The 21,685-nt window shown below is 71.5% G+C and carries 20 protein-coding genes and 1 pseudogene; 13 read left to right on the top strand and 8 right to left on the bottom strand.

Annotated elements, in window-relative coordinates:
* Positions 1-219: 219 nt before the first annotated feature.
* The 4 genes from dnaK (at position 220) to ACH4DX_RS27180 (ending at position 4,554) form a co-directional block, all read left to right on the top strand.
* Positions 220-2,091, top strand: a complete 1,872-nt coding sequence (dnaK, locus tag ACH4DX_RS27195) for a molecular chaperone DnaK (protein ID WP_398157104.1) — start codon at positions 220-222, stop codon at positions 2,089-2,091.
* Positions 2,091-2,819, top strand: coding sequence for a nucleotide exchange factor GrpE (gene grpE / locus ACH4DX_RS27190; protein WP_398119774.1), 729 nt, complete (start codon positions 2,091-2,093; stop codon positions 2,817-2,819). Before dnaK ends, grpE begins: the two co-directional genes overlap by 1 nt.
* A gap of 84 nt (positions 2,820-2,903) precedes the next feature.
* On the top strand, positions 2,904-4,094 hold the full coding sequence (gene dnaJ, locus ACH4DX_RS27185; RefSeq protein ID WP_398119776.1) for a molecular chaperone DnaJ: 1,191 nt from the start codon (positions 2,904-2,906) through the stop codon (positions 4,092-4,094).
* A 4-nt stretch (positions 4,095-4,098) separates the two neighbouring features.
* The gene (locus ACH4DX_RS27180) at positions 4,099-4,554 is read left to right on the top strand and encodes a heat shock protein transcriptional repressor HspR (protein WP_398119778.1); all 456 of its coding nucleotides are present in this window, start codon (positions 4,099-4,101) and stop codon (positions 4,552-4,554) included.
* 214 nt (positions 4,555-4,768) lie between these two features.
* Here ACH4DX_RS27180 and ACH4DX_RS27175 read toward each other — a convergent pair whose 3' ends face one another.
* On the bottom strand, positions 4,769-5,485 hold the full coding sequence (locus ACH4DX_RS27175) for a fibronectin type III domain-containing protein (protein WP_398157103.1): 717 nt from the start codon (positions 5,483-5,485) through the stop codon (positions 4,769-4,771).
* A 176-nt stretch (positions 5,486-5,661) separates the two neighbouring features.
* On the opposite strand from ACH4DX_RS27175, the gene ACH4DX_RS27170 reads away from it, so the two are divergent.
* On the top strand, positions 5,662-6,180 hold the full coding sequence (locus ACH4DX_RS27170; RefSeq protein ID WP_398157102.1) for a hypothetical protein: 519 nt from the start codon (positions 5,662-5,664) through the stop codon (positions 6,178-6,180).
* 344 nt (positions 6,181-6,524) lie between these two features.
* On the opposite strand, the gene ACH4DX_RS27165 is transcribed toward ACH4DX_RS27170, so the two are convergent.
* The gene (locus ACH4DX_RS27165; RefSeq protein ID WP_398157101.1) at positions 6,525-7,817 is read right to left on the bottom strand and encodes a LuxR C-terminal-related transcriptional regulator; all 1,293 of its coding nucleotides are present in this window, start codon (positions 7,815-7,817) and stop codon (positions 6,525-6,527) included.
* Between the two features lie 41 nt (positions 7,818-7,858).
* Positions 7,859-8,938 (bottom strand): LuxR C-terminal-related transcriptional regulator, encoded by a 1,080-nt coding sequence (locus tag ACH4DX_RS27160; protein WP_398119785.1) that lies wholly within the window; start codon positions 8,936-8,938, stop codon positions 7,859-7,861.
* A gap of 223 nt (positions 8,939-9,161) precedes the next feature.
* On the opposite strand from ACH4DX_RS27160, the gene ACH4DX_RS27155 reads away from it, so the two are divergent.
* From ACH4DX_RS27155 to ACH4DX_RS27145, 3 genes are all read left to right on the top strand, one after another.
* Positions 9,162-10,196, top strand: coding sequence for an MBL fold metallo-hydrolase (locus tag ACH4DX_RS27155; RefSeq protein WP_398119787.1), 1,035 nt, complete (start codon positions 9,162-9,164; stop codon positions 10,194-10,196).
* A 230-nt stretch (positions 10,197-10,426) separates the two neighbouring features.
* Positions 10,427-11,254: an XRE family transcriptional regulator gene (locus ACH4DX_RS27150; protein WP_398119789.1), complete on the top strand. Its 828-nt coding sequence runs from the start codon at positions 10,427-10,429 to the stop codon at positions 11,252-11,254.
* Positions 11,255-11,258: 4 nt separating this feature from the next.
* Positions 11,259-11,678 (top strand): hypothetical protein, encoded by a 420-nt coding sequence (locus tag ACH4DX_RS27145; RefSeq protein ID WP_398119791.1) that lies wholly within the window; start codon positions 11,259-11,261, stop codon positions 11,676-11,678.
* A gap of 22 nt (positions 11,679-11,700) precedes the next feature.
* Here the strand turns inward: ACH4DX_RS27145 and ACH4DX_RS27140 are convergent, their stop codons facing one another.
* Genes ACH4DX_RS27140 through ACH4DX_RS27130 form a run of 3 tightly spaced genes read right to left on the bottom strand, consistent with a single transcriptional unit; the run spans position 11,701 to position 14,713 of the window.
* Complete coding sequence (locus tag ACH4DX_RS27140) at positions 11,701-12,669, bottom strand: LuxR C-terminal-related transcriptional regulator (RefSeq protein WP_398157276.1); 969 nt, start codon at positions 12,667-12,669, stop codon at positions 11,701-11,703.
* Positions 12,670-12,719: 50 nt separating this feature from the next.
* Positions 12,720-13,700, bottom strand: coding sequence for a helix-turn-helix transcriptional regulator (locus ACH4DX_RS27135; RefSeq protein ID WP_398119792.1), 981 nt, complete (start codon positions 13,698-13,700; stop codon positions 12,720-12,722).
* Positions 13,697-14,713, bottom strand: a complete 1,017-nt coding sequence (locus tag ACH4DX_RS27130) for a helix-turn-helix transcriptional regulator (RefSeq protein ID WP_398119794.1) — start codon at positions 14,711-14,713, stop codon at positions 13,697-13,699. The genes ACH4DX_RS27135 and ACH4DX_RS27130 overlap by 4 nt, the downstream gene beginning before the upstream one ends.
* 277 nt (positions 14,714-14,990) lie before the next feature.
* On the opposite strand from ACH4DX_RS27130, the gene ACH4DX_RS27125 reads away from it, so the two are divergent.
* A complete protein-coding gene (locus ACH4DX_RS27125) occupies positions 14,991-15,362 on the top strand; it encodes a hypothetical protein (protein WP_398119796.1) in 372 nt (123 codons plus the stop codon).
* A 246-nt stretch (positions 15,363-15,608) separates the two neighbouring features.
* Here ACH4DX_RS27125 and ACH4DX_RS27120 read toward each other — a convergent pair.
* Positions 15,609-16,022 (bottom strand): annotated as a pseudogene (locus tag ACH4DX_RS27120) (pyridoxamine 5'-phosphate oxidase family protein); the annotation flags it as partial.
* Between the two features lie 161 nt (positions 16,023-16,183).
* Between ACH4DX_RS27120 and clpB the strand changes: the two are divergent.
* Complete coding sequence (clpB, locus tag ACH4DX_RS27115) at positions 16,184-18,784, top strand: ATP-dependent chaperone ClpB (protein WP_398119798.1); 2,601 nt, start codon at positions 16,184-16,186, stop codon at positions 18,782-18,784.
* Between the two features lie 89 nt (positions 18,785-18,873).
* Positions 18,874-19,407, top strand: coding sequence for a YbjN domain-containing protein (locus ACH4DX_RS27110; protein ID WP_398157100.1), 534 nt, complete (start codon positions 18,874-18,876; stop codon positions 19,405-19,407).
* A gap of 40 nt (positions 19,408-19,447) precedes the next feature.
* Here the strand turns inward: ACH4DX_RS27110 and ACH4DX_RS27105 are convergent, their stop codons facing one another.
* Positions 19,448-20,641 (bottom strand): hypothetical protein, encoded by a 1,194-nt coding sequence (locus ACH4DX_RS27105; RefSeq protein ID WP_398157099.1) that lies wholly within the window; start codon positions 20,639-20,641, stop codon positions 19,448-19,450.
* Positions 20,642-20,848: 207 nt separating this feature from the next.
* Between ACH4DX_RS27105 and ACH4DX_RS27100 the strand changes: the two genes are divergently transcribed.
* Positions 20,849-21,325, top strand: a complete 477-nt coding sequence (locus tag ACH4DX_RS27100; RefSeq protein WP_398157098.1) for a prevent-host-death family protein — start codon at positions 20,849-20,851, stop codon at positions 21,323-21,325.
* On the top strand, positions 21,322-21,672 hold the full coding sequence (locus ACH4DX_RS27095) for a hypothetical protein (protein ID WP_398119806.1): 351 nt from the start codon (positions 21,322-21,324) through the stop codon (positions 21,670-21,672). Before ACH4DX_RS27100 ends, ACH4DX_RS27095 begins: the two co-directional genes overlap by 4 nt.
* The last annotated feature ends 13 nt before the right edge of the window (positions 21,673-21,685 follow it).

Here is a 21,685-nt window from a genome sequence, read left to right as displayed (position 1 = left end):
GCGCGTGGACGGCGTGCGGGCGACGTACCGGGACGGCGCACGGTCCGGCTGGGGTGCGGCGCGGGGGCGCGGATGCGGGTCTTGCGCGTGCGGATGCGGGCCTTGCGCGTAAGGAGCGGATAAGAGTTGAGTCGGGGTGACTCAGCTCTGTTGACTCTTCGGGACGAGTGAGGCACCCTTGAGTCAGATCCACTCAAGAAGTTATCTGGAGGCATCGAAATGGCACGTGCGGTCGGCATCGACCTGGGCACGACTAACTCCGTCGTCAGCGTTCTGGAGGGCGGCGAGCCCACCGTCATCACCAACGCCGAGGGTGCCAGGACCACGCCGTCCGTCGTCGCCTTCGCGAAGAACGGTGAGGTGCTCGTCGGCGAGGTCGCCAAGCGCCAGGCGGTCACCAACGTCGACAGGACCATCCGCTCCGTCAAGCGCCACATGGGCACTGACTGGAAGGTGGACATCGACGACAAGAACTTCAACCCCCAGCAGATCAGCGCCTTCATCTTGCAGAAGCTGAAGCGCGACGCCGAGTCGTATCTGGGCGAGAAGGTCGCGGACGCCGTCATCACCGTCCCTGCGTACTTCAACGACTCCGAGCGCCAGGCCACCAAGGAGGCCGGTGAGATCGCGGGTCTGAACGTCCTGCGCATCGTCAACGAGCCCACCGCCGCCGCTCTGGCCTACGGCCTCGACAAGGACGACCAGACGATCCTCGTCTTCGACCTCGGAGGCGGCACCTTCGACGTCTCGCTGCTCGAGATCGGCGACGGCGTCGTCGAGGTGAAGGCCACCAACGGCGACAACCACCTCGGTGGTGACGACTGGGACCAGCGCGTCGTCGACTACCTGGTCAAGCAGTTCAACAACGGCCACGGCGTGGACCTGGGCAAGGACAAGATGGCGCTCCAGCGCCTGCGCGAGGCCGCCGAGAAGGCGAAGATCGAGCTCTCGTCCTCGACCGAGACCACGATCAACCTGCCCTACATCACGGCCTCCGCCGAGGGCCCGCTGCACCTGGACGAGAAGCTCACGCGCGCCCAGTTCCAGCAGCTCACGTCCGACCTCCTGGAGCGCTGCAAGACGCCGTTCCACAACGTCATCAAGGACGCGGGCATCGCCCTCTCCGAGATCGACCACGTCGTCCTCGTCGGTGGCTCCACCCGCATGCCGGCGGTCGCCGAGCTCGTCAAGGAGCTGACCGGCGGCAAGGAGGCCAACAAGGGTGTGAACCCGGACGAGGTCGTCGCCATCGGCGCCTCGCTCCAGGCCGGTGTCCTCAAGGGCGAGGTCAAGGACGTCCTGCTCCTCGACGTGACCCCGCTGTCCCTCGGCATCGAGACCAAGGGCGGCATCATGACCAAGCTGATCGAGCGGAACACCACGATTCCGACGAAGCGCTCCGAGATCTTCACGACGGCCGAGGACAACCAGCCGTCCGTCCAGATCCAGGTCTACCAGGGCGAGCGCGAGATCGCCGCGTACAACAAGAAGCTCGGCATGTTCGAGCTGACCGGTCTGCCCCCGGCGCCCCGCGGCGTCCCGCAGATCGAGGTCTCCTTCGACATCGACGCCAACGGCATCATGCACGTGACCGCGAAGGACCTCGGCACGGGCAAGGAGCAGAAGATGACCGTCACCGGTGGCTCCTCGCTGCCGAAGGACGAGGTCAACCGGATGCGCGAAGAGGCCGAGAAGTACGCGGACGAGGACCACGCCCGCCGCGAGGCCGCCGAGTCCCGCAACCAGGGCGAGCAGCTCGTCTACCAGACGGAGAAGTTCCTCAAGGACAACGAGGACAAGGTCCCGGCCGACGTCAGGACCGAGGTCGAGACCGCCGTCACCGAGCTGAAGGACAAGCTCAAGGGCGAGGACACCGCGGAGATCCGCACGGCCACGGAGAAGGTCGCGGCCGTCTCCCAGAAGCTGGGCCAGGCCATGTACGCCGACGCCCAGGCCGCGCAGGGCGCCCCCGGTGCCGAAGGTGCCGGTCCCGGCGCCGACGCCCCGAACATGTCCAAGGACGACGACGTCGTCGACGCCGAGATCGTCGACGACGAGAAGCCCGGTGACGCGAAGGGCGGCGCTGCCTGATGACGGAGGAGACCCCGGGTATCGGCGACGGCGCCGAGCAGCCCGACGTCCCCTCCGGCGCCACCCCTGACGAGAAGGCGGCGCAGGCCGACGGGCCCTCCACCGAGGAGGGCCCGGCGGCCCCGGCCGGGGACGCAAGCCAGGCAGCGGGCCTGACCGCCCAGCTGGACCAGGTCCGCACGGCGCTCACCGAGCGCACCGGGGACCTCCAGCGGTTGCAGGCCGAGTACCAGAACTACCGGCGGCGCGTGGAGCGCGACAAGGTGACGGTCAAGGAGATCGCCGCGGCGAACCTCCTGACCGAGCTGCTCCCCACGCTCGACGACGTCGGCCGCGCGCGGGAACACGGCGAGCTGGTCGGCGGCTTCAAGTCGGTCGCCGAGTCGCTGGAGACCGTCGTCGCCAAGATGGGTCTTCAGCAGTTCGGCAAGGAGGGCGAGCCCTTCGACCCGACGATCCACGAAGCGCTGATGCACAGCTATGCGCCGGACGTCACGGAGACGACGTGCGTCGCGATTCTCCAGCCGGGGTATCGCATCGGCGAGCGGGTCGTGCGTCCCGCGCGGGTCGCGGTCGCCGAGCCGCAGCCCGGCGCGCAGACGGTGAAGTCCGAGGCGTCCGAGGGCGGCGAGAGCGCGTCTCCGGAGCCGAAGGACGAGGCCGACGGCGCCGACGGGAGCACGGACGGCAAGGACGGCAAGGAGAGCGGTGGCCCGGACGAGGGCTGACGCCGAGACGGACGGCGGCTGTGGCGCCGAGGGCGACCTCGGCGCCACAGCCCGCCGGATGACATGGAAGGAGGGGCGTCGGGGATGAGCACCAAGGACTTCATCGAGAAGGACTACTACAAGGTCCTCGGCGTCCCCAAGGACGCCACCGAAGCCGAGATCAAGAAGGCGTACCGGAAGCTCGCCCGCGAGAACCACCCGGACGCCAACACGGGCAACGCCAAGGCCGAGGAGCGCTTCAAGGAGATCTCCGAGGCGAACGACGTCCTCGGCGACCCCAAGAAGCGCAAGGAGTACGACGAGGCCCGCGCGCTCTTCGGCAACGGCGGATTCAGGCCGGGCCCCGGAGGCGCCGGCGGCGGATCGTTCAACTTCGACCTGGGGGACCTCTTCGGAGGCGGCGCCCCGGGCGGGGGCACGGCCGGCGCGGGTGGCTTCGGCGGCGGCCTCGGTGACGTCTTCGGGGGCCTGTTCAACCGCGGCGGCGCGACCGCGGGGGGCCGCACCCAGCCGCGCCGCGGCCAGGACGTCGAGTCCGAGGTCACGCTGAGCTTCACGGAGGCGGTGGACGGCGCGACGGTTCCGCTGCGCATGTCGTCGCAGGCCCCGTGCAAGGCGTGCTCGGGCACCGGCGACAAGAACGGCACGCCGCGCGTCTGCCCGACGTGCGTGGGCACGGGCCAGGTCTCGCGCGGCGGTGGCGGCGGCTTCTCGCTGACCGACCCCTGCGTGGACTGCAAGGGCCGCGGCCTCATCGCCCAGGACCCCTGCGAGGTGTGCAAGGGCTCGGGCCGCGCCAAGTCGTCGCGCACGATGCAGGTGCGCATCCCCGCGGGCGTCTCCGACAGCCAGCGGATCCGGCTGCGCGGCAAGGGCGGACCCGGCGAGCGGGGCGGCCCGGCGGGCGACCTGTACGTGGTCGTGCACGTCGACGCCCACCCGGTCTTCGGCCGCAAGGGCGACAACCTGACGGTGACCGTGCCGGTGACGTACGCGGAAGCGGCGCTCGGCGGCGAGGTCAAGGTGCCCACCCTCGGCGGCCCCTCCGTCACCCTGAAGCTGCCCCCGGGCACGCCCAACGGCCGCACCATGCGCGCACGCGGCAAGGGCGCGGTCCGCAAGGACGGCACCCGCGGCGATCTGCTCGTGACGGTGGAGGTCGCGGTGCCGACCACGCTGTCGCCCGCCGCACAGGAAGCCCTGGAGGCGTACCGCGACGCGACTGCGGACACCGATCCGCGGGCAGAACTGTTCAAGGCCGCGAAGGGAGCGTGACCTCATGGAGCGGGACGGCCGCCGGCGCAACCCGTATCAGCTGACGGACGAGACCCCGGTGTACGTCATCTCGGTGGCGGCCCAGCTCTCCGGCCTGCATCCGCAGACCCTCAGGCAGTACGACCGCCTCGGCCTCGTCTCGCCCGACCGCACGGCCGGCCGGGGCCGGCGGTATTCCGCCCGCGACATCGAACTGCTGCGCACCGTGCAGCAGTTGTCGCAGGAGGAAGGCATCAACCTGGCGGGCATCAAGCGCATCATCGAGCTGGAGAACCAGGTCGCGGCGCTCCAGTCCCGGGTGGCCGAGCTGTCGTCGGCCGTGGAGGGCGCCGCGACGGCGATGCGGCAGCGCGAGGCCGCGGTGCACGCCTCGTACCGCAGGGACCTGGTGCCCTATCAGGACGTCCAGCAGGCGAGCGCGCTCGTGGTGTGGCGGCCGAAGAGATCGCCGGAGCCCTGAGCCGAGCGGACGCGCGCTCCCGGGGCGGTGACGGCCTCCGGGCGGTGACTGCCTCCGGGCGGTGACTGCCTCCGGACGTGACGGCCTCCGGGCGGTGACAGCAGGACAGTGACGGACGGGCCGGGAGTTCCCTCGCGGGGGCTCCCGGCCCGTCCGTGGTCACGGGCCGGCGCACGCTCGTGGTCACGGACCAGTGCGTGGTCGTGGTCACCGACTAGCGCACGGTCTCCCACTGCGAGGCCTCGGACTCATTCCCCGCGGCGTCGGTACCGGTGACGTAGTAGATGTACAACTGGTCCTCCTCCAGCGGCCCGAGGTCGCGGAACGACGTCGTGCCGGACGTGCCCACCTTCGTCGAGGGACTGTTGGGGGACGTGGTCCGGTAGACGGTGTACGACACGGCGTCCGTGCCGCCGCTGCGCCAGACCAGGGGTGTCCCGGGCCCCTCGCCCGCACGGGCGGTGAGGTCCTGGGGCGGCAGCGGGGCGAGGGTGTCGCGGGTGGCCCGTGCGACGGTCGAGTACGGGGAGACCTGCGAGGCCGTCCCCAGGGCCCGCACCTTGTACCTGTACGCCACGTCCGGCACGGCCTTGTCGTCGGTGAACCTCGTCGACGTCACCGTGCCGATGCGCGAGTACGCGCCGCCCGCGGCCGGAGCCCGGTGCACCTCGTACTTCCGCGCGCCGGTGGAGGCCGCCCAGGACAGGGAGTTGGCGTCCCGCCCGGACCCGGCAGTGAACTTCGCCGGGGCCTTGAGGGACGCGGCCGCGGCGGCCGCACCGGTCTGGCCGGAGGAGCCCGAAGCGGTGGCCGGGGCGACGAGGGCGGCGGTGAGCCCGGCGGCGAGAACCGCTGCCGCGGCGGCCGCGGGGACGAACCAGGCTTTGCGGTCGCGCCGACGAGCGGGAGTGGGACGGTGCTGCTGGATCACGGCTGAAGTTCCCTTCCGTTGCACGGGAGAAGCGGGAGACAGGCGTGGGGGGAGGGGCGTGCCGTGGGGGCAAGGCACCTTAACCGAGGCCCCTCGGGGGAACGGAGGCGGCCCGCCCGAACTCCTTATAGTTGGGCGCGGTGGCACGCCGCGTGCCGAGGGACCGGGGGACATTCATGGCCATGGTGGGGCTGTTCTGGATCGCCGAGGGCGATGTGTACGTGGGCGCCAAGCCGTCGGGTCTGGCCCCCGGGGTGCGCCTGACACCCGAGGGCGTCACCGGGCTCGGCCACCAGCAGGCGGGCCTGTGGCTCTGGGACGACGTGCGGAGCCTCACCGTCGAGGACGTTCCCGTGAAGTCCCTGCGGCGGCAGGTGGGCGTGGTCGTCGACCTCGCGCTCACGGTGGGCCTCGGCGGCAACGACGAGGCGCCGACGATGACGGTGTGCGTGGGGACGCCCGAGGAGGAGATCGAGCTGACGGCGTACGCCGCCGCGGCCTCCGGATACAGCCAGACCGAGTACGACCTGTCCCGCGCCCTGCTCTCGCGGCTCACCGAGGGCGCCGGCACGCTCCTGACGACGCTGGACTCGATGGCGGCGTGGGGGCGCGCGCACGAGGGCGGCACGCCCCGCAGGGACGAGCGGGAGCGGCTGTTGCGGGAGTGGGCGGGCGAGACCGCGACGCGTGCCTGAGGCGTCGCGGTTCGGCGCTGTGCGGGCCGCCCGCGGCGTGCCGGGGCGCTCACGCCCCCCGTGGCCGTGAGCGCCCCGGCCGGCCACGGGACGTAGCCGAACCGGGGCGACCCTTAGGGAAGCGCGGCTCTGCGGGGGGAGACCACAACAGAGCCACCTCGCGGCCGGGACCGGGCCGGTTCCAGTACCGCTTGCGGGACTGGCCGTTCCTTGCCGCTGTCACTACGATGCAACGCCCGCGCACGCTCCGCCACCGTCATCTTGTTGCGGTGCAACGGGCGGGGGTGGGCGCAAGTGCGCCCATTTCCGGACGTAGGTGACGTGGTTCTCCGGATGCGCGTGATTCAGTACGGGCAGTGGGGGCCCAGGATGCCCGAGCGGCCGATGAGGTAGCCGAGTTGGGTGCGTCCTGTGCTGCCCAGGGTGCGGGCGAGCTTGGCGATGTGGACCCGTACGGTCCGCACGTTCATGCCGAGCCGGTCGGCGATGCCGGCGTCCGTGAGGCCCTCGACGAGGAGTTCCGCGATGGTCCGCTGCCGGGCGGTCACCCCGTCCCTCGCGGGCTGGGGGGCGGCCGGATGCGGGTGCATCGGGGTGGCCAGGCGCCAGAGCCGGTCGAAGAGCGCGGCCAGGTGGCCGACGACGGCCGGGGTGCGGATCTCCAGGGCCTCGGAGAGGTCCGGGCCGCCCGGTAAGAAGGCGACCGTGCGGTCGAACACCACCAGTTGCCCGGGGACTTCGCTCAGGGTGCGCACCTCGACGTCCCCCTCGAGGCGCTCGAAGTGCGCGAGCACGGGCAGGGCGTGCCGGGTGGTGTGCTGGTAGAGGGTGCGCATCCGGCAGCCGCGGGACAGCAGGGCCTGTTCCCTGGACGGCGCGGTGCCGAGGTCCGAGACGGGCCGGAAGCCGCCCGGCTGGATGGTGAGGACCTCCCGGGCACACCGGGAGGCGGCCTCGTCGAGCGCGGCGGCGGTGCTGTCGCTGCCGGGGGCGGCCTTGAGGGGGCCGGGGGCGCCGTGGAGCGGCGCCCCGGGGCCCGCGTGGGGCCTGGTGGCCCCGGTGCCGGTGGAGAGGCCGAGGAGGGGCGTGAACGCCGCCGTCAGCTCCGCCTCGCGGCGGCGTTCACGGGCCACCTCGTCCTCGAACCCGCGCAGCAGCCTGAGCAGGGCCCCGGTGGGCTCGCTCGGCAGCAGCCACTGGAGGTCGTCGGCGTCCGGGTGCAGAAGACCGAAGTCCACGAGGCACGGCACCGCTTCGGCCTCCCGGCCGTGCACACGGCCCGCCCGCAGGGCACGCGCGTACAGGGCCGATGCGGGCGCGCACAGGTGCCCGGGCCCGTGCGGCCGGTGCCGGGCGCCGCCTTGCCCGCTTGCTTCGTCGCGGGCGTGCTCCGCGTCGTCCCTCGCGTGCTCCGTCTGGTCGCGGGCGTGCTCCGCCTCGTCGCCTGCGTGCTCCGGGTAACCCCGGGGGTGTTCCGGGGCGTCCCGGCCGTGTTCCAGGGCGTCCCGGGCGTGCTGCGGGGCGTCCCGGGCGTGCTCCGCCTGCTCACGGGCGGGTTCCGGTTCGCCCCGCGCAGGCCCCGCGGCCCACGCGACCCGGGCGGGCTCCCACTCGTACGGTTTCCGCTCCACGGGCATGGCCGTGCCACCTCCAGGGGGGTCGGGCACGCGTCGCCCGGCTAGGCGTGTCGGTCCAGGAGGCCCGAGCGGCCGATGAGGAAGCCGAGTTGGGTGCGGCTGCTGCTGCCGAGCAGGCCCGCGAGCTTGGCGACGTGCAGCCGGACGGTGCGTACGTTCATGTCAAGGCGGTGCGCGATCTCCGCGTCGGTGTGGCCCTCGGTGAGCATGCGGGCGATGACGCGCTGCACCTGGCTGACCGCGTGGACCGGCGGTCGCGGTGTGTCGTCGCGGTACAGGGGTGTGGCGAGGCGCCACATGATGTCGAAGGCCGTGGCCAGGTAGCCGACCAGGGCCGGGGAGCGCAGTTCGAAGACGATGCCGCCGTCGTCGACGGCCGGGATGAAGGCGATGGTGCGGTCGAAGATGAGCAGGCAGGGCGGGAGTTCGTCGAGGGTGCGGACCTCGCAGGACAGGACCGGCCGGCCCGGGTGCGCGCGCCCCGGCAGCGAGTCGAAGGCGGACTCCGGCGGGGACAGCGTACGCAGGCGGCCCCCGCGCTCGGCGAAGTCGGCCAGGCGCCAGGGCTCGTTGTGGGGCAGCAGCTGCGGTCGGTCCGGGTCGCCCGGGTGGATGCCGAGCGCCTCCTGCGACGCGTCCGCGAGTGCCTGCCAGACGGCCCGCCTGATACGGGTCGTGCCCTTGAGCACGGTGACGAGGGACGCCGTGGTGTCGGGGACGGCGGCGGGGGCGAGCTGGAGGAAGGGTTCGAAGGCGGAGGCGAGCCGCGACGCGCGCCCGCGCTGCCGGGCGACCCGGGCCTCGATGCCCGCGAGGAGACGGGGCAGGGCCACCAGGGGCGGGGTGGGGAGCAGCCAGGCAGGGTCGTCGGCCTGCGGGTGCAGGAGCCCGGAGTCGAGGAGGCAGGGCGCGTCGGCGACGGACTCGCGGTGCAGACCGCACTCGCGCAGGGCGCGCGCGTACAGCGCACGGCCCGCCTCGCACAACTCCTCGGGCTCGTGCGGCACATGCCGGCGGTCGCCGGGGTCGCCGCCGCGCGCGGGCGCCGCCATCCGGAGCCGGGTGGCGCGCTCGGTCGCGGCCGGGACGGGCGCCACCGCCTGCGCCGCTGCGTCCTGCACAGGCTTCCCCCTACTCGGTCCGGGGCGTCGGCGCGAATGACGGACGTCACACGTGTCGTCATCCTTGTCAACGGGGCGACGGTTTTTCAATGGCGGGGTTATCGCTTGCGATGCCCGCCCAATTATTCAATGTTCAACGTAGACGGGCGGCGTGGCCCAGTGGCCCGCGCTGTGGCACTGAACACAGCCGGGCGCACCGCGGTCGTCGACGAAGATGACGTCCATGGACCTTCCTGTCGACCTCACCGTCCTTGCCGACGACAGCCTGTACCTGTGGGCTCCCCGTGGCGCCGCGGGCTCCTGGGGCCTGGCCAACTGCCTGCTCGTCACCTCCGGAAGCTCCGGGGGCCACGGAAGCCCCGGGGGTTCCGGGAGTTCCCGCACCTCCGCGGCGGAAGCCGCGCTCATCGACACCCCCTACGACGCGCGCATGACCAAGGCGCTCATCGCGGCGGCCGGCCGCGTGCTGCCCGAGGGCGCCCGGGTCCGTACCGTCGTCAACACCCATGCCAACGGGGACCACTGCTTCGGCAACGGCTTCTTCCCCGGCGCGGAGGTCATCAGTACCGAGGCCAGCCTCGAACGCCACCGCTGCGGTGAGATCTCGCCCCAGGAGATGCAGCACCTGGTGCACGCGAGCGACCCGCGAGAGCCGCTCGGCTGGTACGCGCGCGACCGCTTCGGCGCCTACGACTACACCGGCATCACCGTCGTACCGCCCACGCTGACCTTCAGCGGCACCCACGACTTCCTGGTGGGCGACACCGAGGTGCGCCTGATCGAGGTGGGCCCGGCCCACACGTCCGGCGACCTGATCGCGCACCTGCCGCAGCACGGCGTGGTGGCCGCGGGCGACGTCATCTTCTCCGGCGACCACCCCGCGCACTGGGAGGGCCCGCTCGCCGAGGTGGTGCGGGCCTGCGAGACCGTGCTCGCGCTCGACCCGCGGTGGATCGTCCCCGGACACGGCGCGCTGATGGGGCAGGACGACGTCCGCGCCTACATCGGCTACCTCCGGGACCTGGAGGGCGAGATCGCGGAGCGGCACGGCCGGGGACTCGGCGCGTACGAGGCCGCCTGCGACATCCTCGCGGCCGGCTTCCACCCGCACCTGGGTGCCCCGGAGCGCGTCGTCATGCTGACGTTCATCGAGTACCACCACCTCGGCGGCACCGGGGCCGCCCTCGGCATGGCCGAGCTGGCAGGACACGCGGCCCGCTGGGCCCACGCGCGCCAGGGGGTGCCCTCCGGCGCATAACGCCACGCCCCGGACCGCCGTGCCCCCGGACCGCCGTGCCCCCGGACCGCCGTGCCCCCGGACCGCCGTGCCCCCGGACCGCCGTGCCCCCGGACCGCCGTGCCCCCGGGGCCGCCGCGCCCCGCGAACCCGCCGCCGATTACGATCTGTTGGTCGTTGACTCGTTTGGGTTTATGGTGCAGACACCGTGGGCGCGGCACGCCAGTCATGCGGACGGGGGAGGGGGCATCGTGGTGGACGAGGACGCGCTGCGGCGAATACTCAAAGAACTGCGTTCCAGGATCATGCCCGCACAAGTGGGACTGACCCCCAAGCCGTCGGGCCGACCCGGTCCGCGGGTCGCCGGACTCGCCCAGCCCGACATGGACATCCTGATGAACCGCGCGGTGGGGACCTACCACCGGTTCGAGAGCGGGAAGATGTCCCCGCGGGACGACTACCTGCGCCAGGTCGGCCGGCTCCTGCGCATGACCGAGGACGAGTTCACGCAGGTGTACCTGCTCTCCCTGGGGCAGCGCCCACCGCATCCCCTGGACCCGAGCGGCGGTGTCACGATGCCCGCCGCGGGCGCCTGGCAGCGGGCCGTCAACGGCCAGCGCGAGATCGCGTACGTCAACAACGTGCAGTGGGACCTCGTCGCGTACAACCAGCCCTTCGCCGACATCTTCGAGGGCGGCGAACCGCCGGAGAACACGATGCGCTGGATGGCCCTCGCCGACGAGGCACGGGACCACATCCTGACCGACTGGGAGACCCGCTGGGCTCCCGGGATCCTCAACCAGATCAGGCTCGCGCACATCCAGCACCCGGAGAACGAGGCTCTGGCCCGGCTGCACAGGGACGTGCTGCGGGACAAGTACACGGGCCCGATCTACGAGCGGAACACCGAGGTGTACATCCACCCCGACGGCGACGTCAGGCCGCTGTTCCACCCCAGGAAGGGCCCGGGGCAGATCACGATGGTCGTCTCGGAACCGGCGAGCGCGCGCGGCGCGCGCCATGTCGTCCTGCTCTTCGACCCCCTGCCCGAGGCCGGGGCGGGAGAGGAACGGGCGTGAGGTCGTGGAGGAGGAAGCCGAGGTGACGATGGCCGTCAGGGACGCCGCGCGGTCGCTGCCCCCGGACGCGGGGCCTGGCCTCGCGCCCGCGTCCTTCGCCGCCGTCGTGCACTCCATGGCCGACGACCTCAACGGCCGCGGCTATCCGGTGACCTGGGTCGTGGACCGGCAGCTCATCGCCGGTGACTTCCCCCTCCAGGTCGTCGCCAAGGTCTCGGTGGTCCGGGTCCTGAACATCGCCCTCGACGACCGCCCGTCGCCGCTCGCGCCCCGCTGGCAGGTCAGCATGGGCCGCCCCTCGTCCGTACGGTGGGAGCAGTCCGCCGTCCTGCACCTCGGCTCGGGCGGCCTCGACGCGGAGTGCGTGGTGCGGGAGGCCCTGCGGGCCGTGGGCCTGCCGCTGCAACGGGCCCTGCACCACTGACCCGGCCCGCGGCGGGGACACCTCAGACGGGCAGGTCCAGGATTCCCGACCTGCCGATGAGATAGCCGAGCTGGGCCCGGCTGCTGCTGTTCAGGAAGGCCGAGAGCTTCGCGATGTGGACACGGGCCGTGCGTACGTTCATGCCGAGCCGGGCCGCTATCTCGGTGTCCGTCAGGCCGTCCGTGAGGAGGGCCGCTATCGCCCGCTGGCGGGGCGTGACGCCGTTCGACGCGGGCTGCGGGGCGGGCGCCGGCCACATCGGGACGGCCAGGCGCCACAGCAGGTCGAACACCGTCACCAGATAGTCGATGACGGCCTGCTGCCGGATCTCGACGGCCGTGTCCCGCACCTTGCTGACCGGCAGGAAAGCCACCCGCCGGTCGAACACGAGCAGCCGGTCGGGCAGTTCGCCCAGCGTGCGGACCTCCACGTCGCCGTCCAGGTCGCGGTAGTGCGTGAGCGCGGGCGGGAAGTGGCGGGTGGTGTGCTGGTACAGGGTGCGCAGCCGGCCGCCGCGGGCCAGGACGCCTTGCGCGCGCGGCAGGGCCCGCAGCAGGTCGTCGGCCGTGCGGCTGCCGCCCGGCTGGATGGCCAGGGCCTCCACCTGCGCCTTCGACGCTACGTGGTCGATGGCCGCGTTGATGCGGAAGCGCCCGTGGATGACGGCGGCCCCGGCGCTCTCACCGGCGGACGTCCAGCGCCGGTCCAGGTCCATCAGCGGGGCGAAGACGTCGGCGAGCCGGGCCTCGCGGCGGCGCTGGGCGGTGATGCGCGAGTCGATGGCGCCGAGGAGCCGGGGCAGCGCGACGGCCGGCGCGGTGGGCCGCAGACAGCGGTCGTCCTGGCTGTCCGGGTGGAGGAGGCCGAGGTCCAAGAGGCAGGGGGCGGCGCGGGCCTCCTCGGCGTGCAGCCGGCCCTCGCGCAGCGCGCGGACGTAGATCCGTCTGCCCGCCTCGCACAACTCCCCCGCGTCGTGCGACCGGTGTTCCATCCTCACGTCGCCGTTCCTCCCCGCACCTTCCCGAAGCCCCCCGCCCCAGGCTAGTGATTCTGATCGAGAATCCCCGACTGGCCAATCAGATAACCGAGTTGGGCGCGGCTGTTGCTGCCGAGGATCGCGGCGAGCTTCGCTATGTGTTCGCGTGCCGTCCGTACGTTCATGCCGAGGCGGGTGGCTATCTCGGTGTCGGTGAGGCCTTCGACGAGGAGTTCGGCGATGGCTCGCTGACGAGTGGTGACGCCGTTCTCCGCGGGGAGCTGGGCGGCGTGCGGAAACATCGGCGTCGCCAGGTGCCAGAGGCGCTCGAAGGTGGTGATGAGGTAGTCGACGATGGCCGGCTGGCGTACTTCGAGGGCCACCGTGCGGTCCTTGCTCGCGGGGATGAAAGCCACCGAGTGGTCCAGGACGACCATGCGTTCGGTTACCTCGTTGAGCGTGCGGACCTCTACGTCGCCGTCCAGTTGTTCGTAGTGGGCCTGGGCGGGGAGCGAGTGGCGTGTGGTGTGCTGGTACAGGGTGCGCATGCGACAGCCGCGGGAGAGGAACTCCTGCTCGCGGGGGAGCGCGTCGGCGAGTATCTCGGGGGAGCGGGCGCCGCCCGGCTGGACGGTGAGGAGTTCGTGCCGGGCGTCGGTCATGGCCTGCGTGATCGCGGCGTTGATCCGCTCGAAGCCCTCGAGGACCGTGATCTCCGGTGGTTCGGGCCCCGACGTCTGCCGGGCGTCGAGGGCCATCAGCGGCTCGAACAGCTCCGTGAGCCGCTCCTCGCGCTCGCGGTGGCGGGCGATGTGGTCCTCGATGGAGCGGAGCAGCTGCGGCAGGGCCACGGCCGGGGCGGTCGGGCGCAGCCACGCCATGTCCTCGATGTCCGGGTGCAGCAGCCCGAAGTCGATGAGGCAGGGCGCGTCGCCCGCCTCCTGGTGCCGGACGCGGCCTTCGCGCAGGGCGCGGGCGTAGAGGGCCGAACCCGCCTCACACAACTCGTCGGGTCCGTGAGGGTGAGGGCGGGGTTCGGTGGTCATTTCGGTTTGTCCTGCTCGAGGATGCCGGACTGGGCGATGAGGTAACCGAGCTGGGCACGGCTGCCGCTGCCCAGGGCGGCGGCGATTTTGGCGATGTGGGCTCGGCAGGTCCGGACGTTCATGCCGAGGCGCCGGGCGATGGCTTCGTCCACGTGGCCTTCGATGAGGAGGCGGGCGATGGAGCGCTGGACCCCGGTGATCCCATTGGTGGCGGGAGGGTACGGCACCTCCTCCAGGAGCGGGGTCGCACGCTGCCATTGTTCCTCGAAGACCTTCGCAAGGTACTCGACCAGACCGGGATGGCGGATTTCCAGGGCGTCCTTGCGGTCCGCGCGGGCCGGAATGAGCGCCACCGTACGATCGAAGATCATGATGCGGTCGATGAGCTCTTCCAGCGTGCGTATCTGCACGTTCCCCTGCGACATCCGGGCCGCGTAGGCCAGCGTCCCCTGGCTGTGCCTGACGGTGTGCTGGTAGAGGGTGCGCATCGTGATGCCGCGCTCCAGGACGGTCTGGCCGCGCTTCAGCGCCACGTTGAGCGAGTTCTCGCTGCGACCGCCTCCTGGCTGGGCCGTAAGCACTTCGTGGCGGCACTCGGCGGTGGCCCGCTCGATCGCCGCGTTGATGTGCGCGTCGCCCTCCAGGACGGTGATGGCGTGGGTGGTGGGTTCGGCGCGCGCCGTGATGGCCATGAATGGCTCGAAGACGTTGGTCAGTTCCACAGCCAGACGGCGGCGATCCTGGATTTCGCGCTCGATGGGGTGAAGACGTTGTGCGAGTGCTGTGGACGGTGGAACGGGGCGCAGCCAGTCCGCATCATCGGGATCCGGGTGCAGAAGCCCCGACTCCAGCAGACAGGGAGTGTTCTCGGCCTCGGAGCGCGGCAGCCGGCCATTGGTCAGAGCGCTCGCGTACAACCTCGCCCCGGCGTCGCACAGCGGCGTCTCGGGGTGAGGATGTGTCGGTTTGGCGTTGGTTGTAAGCAAATCTCCACCCCCCAGGGTCCTGAACATGCAGGAACATGATGCATCCACCCTGTGGCTTTGACGTGCTCGATTGAGACATCGTCTTGTTGTGCCGGGGGAGAGGAAACTACCAAGTGAGGACGAAGCCGACCATGTTTCAGAGCATGCTTCGCTCGGTGCTTGTCACCGCCCTCTCCGCAGGGCTGGTCGTAGGAGCGGTGAGCGCTCTTGATCTGTCCTGGGGCAGCGCGCCAGCGGACGCGACTGCCACCGTGGCAGCTCCCCCCGACCTCGCCTGGAGTGTGGTGCCGGCAGGTGTTGGGGCATGAGTACTCCCCCTGACGACCGTACCTTCCGCCGGGAGATGGCGACCGCCTATCGCTCCGGCTGGCACTTCATCGACCTGGCCACCGCGATCCCCCACGCCGGTGACTCGTTGATGGTGACCCTGGTCGGGGAGCCCGTCATCATCGTCCGCGACGACGACGAGGACATCCGCGCCTACCGCTGCCTGCGCCGCCCCCGCGGCGCCCCGCAGCCGGTCCGGTGCGCCGTGCGCTACGGCATGGTCTTCGTCAACCTCGACCAGCGTGACCACCAGGTCATCGACAAGCGCAAGCGGGACGCCGACCAGCAGGCCATCGACCGGCAGACCGCCATCGCAGATCCCCTCACAGCCACCCCCCGCAGCGCCTGACGCGATTCCCCCGTCGTTGTAAATCGCGCAGGTGCTTCCCCCAGCAGCGGCGCCACCGTGGACCTGAACACGGTGGCGCCGCTGTGGTGTGTGCGGGCCCGTGCCCCGCAACGGCTCACGGCCCCGCAACGGCTCACGGCCCCCCGGACGGCTCACGGCCCCTCAACGGCTCACGGGGGCCGCCGGGCCCGGGTCCGCAGGGCCGGGGGCCACCGGGTCCGGGGTCGTCCCCGCGAGCGCCCGGCCTCCCAGGGCCCGGTCCACCCGGATCTCGATCACCACCCGGTCCGGGTTCGGCGACGGCGTCCGCCCGTAGCGCTCCTCGTACCGCCGCATGCCCTCCGCGACCCGCTCGGGCTCCTCCGCGATCACGGCCGCGCCCTCCAGGGTCGCCCAGCGCCGCCCCTCGAACTGGCAGACCGCGACCCGGGCGGCACCGGCGCCGTCCACGCCGCCCTCGGCGGCCGCACGGATGTGGGCCACCTTCCGGCTGAACCGGTTCGCGAGCACCCGCGCGAGTCGGGTCCCGGGGTCGTAGGTCACCCCCACCGGGACCACGTGCGGGGTGCCGTTCGGGCGCGGCGTCGTCAGGGTGCACACATGGCGCTCCCGCCAGAAGCTGAGGTACGGGGCGGGCAGGTCACCGAGGTCGAAGCTCATGGCCAGGAACCTAACCCGCCGCCGAACCGTACGGAGACCGGGGCCCCACGGGACTTACCCACGCCACCTTGAGTGGAATAGACTCAACTTTGTGTACGTTGGTTAAGTCAGTGTGAGTACGGGTACCCGCCCGACCGACCGAGCAGGAGGAGAACGCGCACGTGGACGCCGAGCTGACCAACAGGAGCCGGGACGCGCTCAACGCGGCCACCAGCCGGGCCGTGTCCGCAGGCCACCCGGACCTGACCCCCGCGCATCTGCTCCTGGCCCTCCTGGAGGGCCAAGGACGACAAGCAAGCGAGAACATCACCGACCTGCTCGCCTCGGTCGGCGCCGACCAGGCCGCCGTGCGGTCGGGGACCGAGCGCGCCCTCGCGGCCCTGCCCAGCGTCAGCGGGTCGACGGTCTCGCCGCCGCAGCCCAACCGCGAGCTGCTCGCCGTCGTCACCGACGCCGCGGACCGCGCCAAGCAGCTGGGCGACGAGTACCTCTCCACCGAACACCTGCTCATCGGTCTCGCCGCGAAGGGCGGCACCGCCGGTGACGTACTGAACGAGAACGGCGCGAGCGCGAAGAAGCTGCTCGACGCCTTCGAGACGAGCCGCGGAGGACGTCGCGTGACCACCCCCGACCCCGAGGGTCAGTACAAGGCCCTGGAGAAGTTCGGCACGGACTTCACCGCCGCCGCCCGCGAAGGCCGCCTGGACCCCGTCATCGGCCGGGACCAGGAGATCCGCCGGGTCGTGCAGGTCCTCTCCCGGCGTACGAAGAACAACCCGGTGCTCATCGGCGAGCCCGGCGTGGGCAAGACCGCCGTCGTCGAGGGCCTCGCCCAGCGGATCGTGAAGGGCGACGTACCGGAGTCACTCAAGAACAAGCGGCTCGTCTCCCTGGACCTCGGCGCGATGGTCGCGGGCGCGAAGTACCGCGGTGAGTTCGAGGAGCGCCTGAAGACCGTTCTCTCCGAGATCAAGGAGAGCGACGGGCAGATCATCACGTTCATCGACGAACTGCACACGGTGGTCGGCGCCGGCGCGGGTGGTGACTCCGCCATGGACGCGGGGAACATGCTCAAGCCCATGCTGGCCCGCGGCGAGCTGCGCATGGTCGGCGCCACCACCCTCGACGAGTACCGCGAGCGGATCGAGAAGGACCCCGCCCTGGAGCGGCGCTTCCAGCAGGTCCTGGTGGCCGAGCCGAGCGTGGAGGACTCCATCGCGATCCTGCGCGGCCTCAAGGGCCGCTACGAGGCCCACCACAAGGTGCAGATCGCCGACAGCGCCCTGGTCGCCGCGGCTACCCTCTCCGACCGGTACATCACCTCGCGCTTCCTGCCCGACAAGGCCATCGACCTGGTGGACGAGGCCGCGTCCCGGCTGCGCATGGAGATCGACTCGTCCCCGGTCGAGATCGACGAACTCCAGCGCGCCGTCGACCGGCTGCGGATGGAGGAGCTGGCGCTCAGCAAGGAGACCGACCCGGCGAGCAAGCAGCGCCTGGAGAAGCTGCGCCGCGACCTCGCCGACAAGGAGGAGGAGCTGCGCGGGCTCACCGCGCGCTGGGAGAAGGAGAAGACCTCCCTCAACCGCGTCGGTGAGCTGAAGGAGAAGCTGGACGAGCTGCGCGGCCAGGCCGAGCGTGCCCAGCGCGACGGCGACTTCGACACCGCGTCCAAGCTCCTGTACGGCGAGATCCCCGCCCTGGAGCGCGACCTGGAGGCGGCGTCCGAGGCCGAGGAGGAGGCCGCTGACGCCGACACCATGGTCAAGGAGGAGGTCGGCCCCGACGACATCGCCGACGTCGTCGCCGCCTGGACGGGCATCCCCGCCGGGCGCCTCCTGGAGGGCGAGACGCAGAAGCTGCTGCGGATGGAGGGCGAGCTCGGCAAGCGCCTGATCGGGCAGAGCGAGGCCGTGCAGGCCGTGTCGGACGCCGTGCGGCGCACCCGCGCGGGCATCGCCGACCCCGACAGGCCCACCGGGTCCTTCCTGTTCCTCGGGCCGACGGGCGTCGGCAAGACCGAGCTGGCCAAGGCACTCGCGGACTTCCTGTTCGACGACGAGCGGGCCATGATCCGCATCGACATGAGCGAGTACGGCGAGAAGCACAGCGTCGCCCGGCTAGTGGGCGCCCCGCCCGGCTACGTCGGGTACGAGGAGGGCGGCCAGCTCACCGAGGCCGTGCGCAGGCGGCCGTACTCCGTCGTCCTGCTCGACGAGGTCGAGAAGGCCCACCCCGAGGTCTTCGACGTCCTGCTCCAGGTCCTCGACGACGGCCGCCTCACCGACGGCCAGGGCCGCACGGTGGACTTCCGCAACACCATCCTGGTGCTCACCTCCAACCTGGGCAGCCAGTACCTGGTGGAGCCGCTGACCAGTGAGGAGGAGAAGAAGCAGCAGGTCCTCGAAGTGGTCAGGGCGTCCTTCAAGCCCGAGTTCCTGAACCGCCTCGACGACCTGGTGGTGTTCTCGGCGCTCAGCAAGGACGAGCTCGCGCACATCGCCGAGCTCCAGATCGGGCTCCTCGCCAAGCGGCTCGCGGACCGGCGACTCACCCTCGACGTCACCCCCGGGGCGCTCGCCTGGCTGGCCGACGAGGGCAACGACCCCGCCTACGGAGCACGGCCGCTGCGCAGGCTCATCCAGACCTCCATCGGCGACCGGCTCGCCAAGGAGATCCTGGCGGGCGAGGTCAAGGACGGCGACACGGTGCGCGTGGACGTCTTCGAGGACGGACTCCTCGTGGGTCCCGCGGCGCCGTAACCGGTCAGTTCCCGGGGCGGGGGTTGCGGGCCCCCGCCCGGCATGGGAGAGGATGGCTCGATCCGTACGCAGTACGAAGGGAAATAACGGTGACCATCGACCCGTCCTCGATTCCGAATTTCGGGGGACAGCCCGAACCGCAGCAGGGCGCAGGACCGGCGGGCCCCGTCGTCCCTGACCAGGACCTGGTCAAGCAGCTCCTGGACCAGATGGAGCTCAAGTACGTCGTCGACGACGAGGGTGACCTCGCGGCGCCGTGGGAGGAGTTCCGCACCTACTTCATGTTCCGTGGCGAGGACGACCAGCAGGTCTTCTCGGTACGGACGTTCTACGACCGGCCGCACGGCATCGAGGAGAAGACCCAGCTCCTGGAGTCCATCGACGACTGGAACCGGCGCACGCTGTGGCCCAAGGTCTACAGCCACACCCACGACGACGGCACGGTCCGCCTCATCGGCGAGGCCCAGATGCTGATCGGCACGGGTGTCTCCCTGGAGCACTTCGTCTCGTCGACGGTCAGCTGGGTGCGGGCCGCGATCGAGTTCGACCGCTGGCTCGTCGAGCAGCTCGGCCTCGAGCCGGCCGCCGAGGGCGAGGAGAAGCCCGGGGACGACGAGGCCTGAGGGGCGCACGGGCCCGGGGGCCCCGCTCCCGGGGCCCCGCTCACAACGGCATGCGGGCGATCGTCACCAGATACGTCCCGTAGGCCACCGAAAGCCCGGCCAGGGCGCCGACCACCAGGTGGGCGGCGCGCGGCCGGGCTTTCGCGGTCCGCGCCACCGCGAGGGCCACCGGGATCAGGAGCGGGAACGCGGGCAGCAGGAAGCGCGGCTTGGACTCGAAGAAGCCGGAGCCGCCCACGGTGATCAGGAGCAGCACCCCGGTGTAGACGAGCAGCGGCAGCGGCGCCCGGCCCGCCACCAGGAGCGCGTACAGGAGCACCGCCACCGCGACGATCACCAGGGTGACGGAGAAGACCAGCTTGTCGCCGTCCCTGAGCAGGTGCCGTACGAAGTCCAGCGAGCCCGCGCCGAAGTCGAAGCGCGAGCCCCAGCCGCGCTGCACCGCGAAGTAGCCGCCGAACAGGTCGCCCTTCTGGGCGCCGACCCACAGCACGTACCCGGCCCAGCCGAGCGGGGCGAGCAGCGCGCCCGTCCACAGCCTGTGGGGAACCCCGCGCCCGCGCCGCCGCCGGACCTCGTACCCGGCGGCCACGAGCACCGCGGCCGCCACCGCGAACCCGTTCGGCCTGGCGAGGCCCGCGAGCGCCGCGAGGGAGCCCGCCCACACCCAGTGCCCGGTGTGCAGCGCGTACAGGGCCCAGACGGCGAGCGCGGTGAGCACCGGCTCGGTGTAGCCCATGGACAGGATCACGGAGTGCGGCAGCAGGCCCCACAGGAGCACCAGGACGGTGGCGGTGCGGTGGTCGTACAGGCGGGCGGCGAGGGTGTGGATGCCGAGGGCGGCGGCGCCCGCGGCGAGCCAGGACACGACGAGGCCCGCCGCTCCGTAGGAGAGCGGAGCGACCGTGGTGAGCGCGCGGATCAGGCCCGGGTACAGCGGGAAGAAGGCCAGGTCGCTCTGGACCACGGCGTTCTCGAAGTAGAGGGTGCGGCCGTAGCCCTCCGTGGCGATGGCGGTGTACCAGCGCGAGTCCCACGAGCGGCCGAGCAGCCGGAAGGTGTTCTGCCCGGTGGCGTGCGCCCCGACCGCCACGGCGAGCAGCCCCGCGATCCGGGCGGCCGCGAAGACCCCCAGCGCGCGAGCGGCCGTCGGCCCCCTCGGGACGAGGGTGCGGCACCGGGTGCGGGGCGGTTCTGTGAGGGGGGCGGGGACGGTGGGGCTCGGGTGGGTCACACCCGAACCCTGAGGGGTACCGACGACACCCGCGACCCGGGCGGGTCCGTGCGGGTGCCCAACGGCTCCCCTACAGCGACTTCAGCCGCTCCACGGCGTCCGCGAGGACCTCTGTGCGCTTGCAGGAAGCCAAGGTGCGCACATCCAAGACGGACGGCTCCCCTTGCAGTCAGATCGTAATCTGAGTACGCTCTGATTATGCCTACCGTGCGTCTGGAAGCAGAAACGGAATCCGTCTCCTTCACCGATCTCTCCCGCAACCCCAAGGGCGTCGCGGCCAGGGCCGCTGCCCTGGGGCGGCTTCGGGTCACTCATCGGGACGCGCCGGACATGGTGCTGACCACGGCTGCACGCGCGGAGGATGCGGAGGAGAACCTGACCACCGCCTCGCGGCTCTTCCTCGCGCTGATGAAGCAGGACGACGGCGCGAGGGCGCTCCTTCTCGCACTGCCCGAGGTGTTCCCCTGGGCGCGACACCTGGACGCGGAAGAGGTTCGGGCCTTCACCGTCGAGCTTCTCGAAGCACTGTCGGACGCCGCCGAACTAGGGGCGGGAGAGGCCGTGCACCGCGCGATCGTCTCCTGGCGTGCCACGGCTCGCATCAATGCCGATCCCGAGCAGCTCAGGCAATCGTTGCGTCCGCTCGATGGTGACGACCTCGGTCAGGTCGAGGTGCGTGGGTGAGCCCGAAGAAGGGAGACCGAGTCAGCGTTCCGCCCCTCGACGGGTGGAACGTCGTCTTCGGGACCACGGAGGCGGTGACGGGCTGGGAGGAACTGTGTCGCGTGGCCCTGTCGAGCGCGCATCGCTGCCTGGATGCTCTGCGGAGCGACCCCCTGACCCGGTCCAACTGGAATCGCCAGCATCAGTTGCGCGGCAGGCACGCCACCAGAGCGTGGAAGGGATCCGACCTGGAGCAGTGGGAGTACGAGGTCACCAGCGGTGGCCGAGTGCGCTATCTGGTCAGCGTGGAGACTTCCACCGTGATCCTCGTGTACGCCTCCCCGAGACATCCCAAAGACACCGAGTGAACCGTGATCGCCT

It is taken from the genome of Streptomyces sp. NPDC017940, from assembly GCF_044328435.1.
In the GTDB taxonomy this organism is placed as follows: domain Bacteria; phylum Actinomycetota; class Actinomycetes; order Streptomycetales; family Streptomycetaceae; genus Streptomyces.
This window is presented reverse-complemented; position numbering and strand designations above follow the sequence as displayed.

Excerpts from the sequence above, each read along its gene's own strand:
- dnaJ (WP_398119776.1), top strand. The coding sequence starts at position 2,904 with ATGAGCACCAAGGACTTCATCGAGAAGGACTACTACAAGGTCCTCGGC.
- ACH4DX_RS27165 (WP_398157101.1), bottom strand. The coding sequence starts at position 7,817 with ATGCCCGTGGAGCGGAAACCGTACGAGTGGGAGCCCGCCCGGGTCGCG.
- ACH4DX_RS27140 (WP_398157276.1), bottom strand. The coding sequence starts at position 12,669 with ATGGAACACCGGTCGCACGACGCGGGGGAGTTGTGCGAGGCGGGCAGA.
- ACH4DX_RS27125 (WP_398119796.1), top strand. The coding sequence starts at position 14,991 with ATGAGTACTCCCCCTGACGACCGTACCTTCCGCCGGGAGATGGCGACC.
- ACH4DX_RS27180 (WP_398119778.1), top strand. The coding sequence starts at position 4,099 with ATGGAGCGGGACGGCCGCCGGCGCAACCCGTATCAGCTGACGGACGAG.
- dnaK (WP_398157104.1), top strand. The coding sequence starts at position 220 with ATGGCACGTGCGGTCGGCATCGACCTGGGCACGACTAACTCCGTCGTC.
- ACH4DX_RS27135 (WP_398119792.1), bottom strand. The coding sequence starts at position 13,700 with ATGACCACCGAACCCCGCCCTCACCCTCACGGACCCGACGAGTTGTGT.
- ACH4DX_RS27155 (WP_398119787.1), top strand. The coding sequence starts at position 9,162 with ATGGACCTTCCTGTCGACCTCACCGTCCTTGCCGACGACAGCCTGTAC.
- grpE (WP_398119774.1), top strand. The coding sequence starts at position 2,091 with ATGACGGAGGAGACCCCGGGTATCGGCGACGGCGCCGAGCAGCCCGAC.
- ACH4DX_RS27170 (WP_398157102.1), top strand. The coding sequence starts at position 5,662 with ATGGCCATGGTGGGGCTGTTCTGGATCGCCGAGGGCGATGTGTACGTG.
- ACH4DX_RS27130 (WP_398119794.1), bottom strand. The coding sequence starts at position 14,713 with ATGTTCAGGACCCTGGGGGGTGGAGATTTGCTTACAACCAACGCCAAA.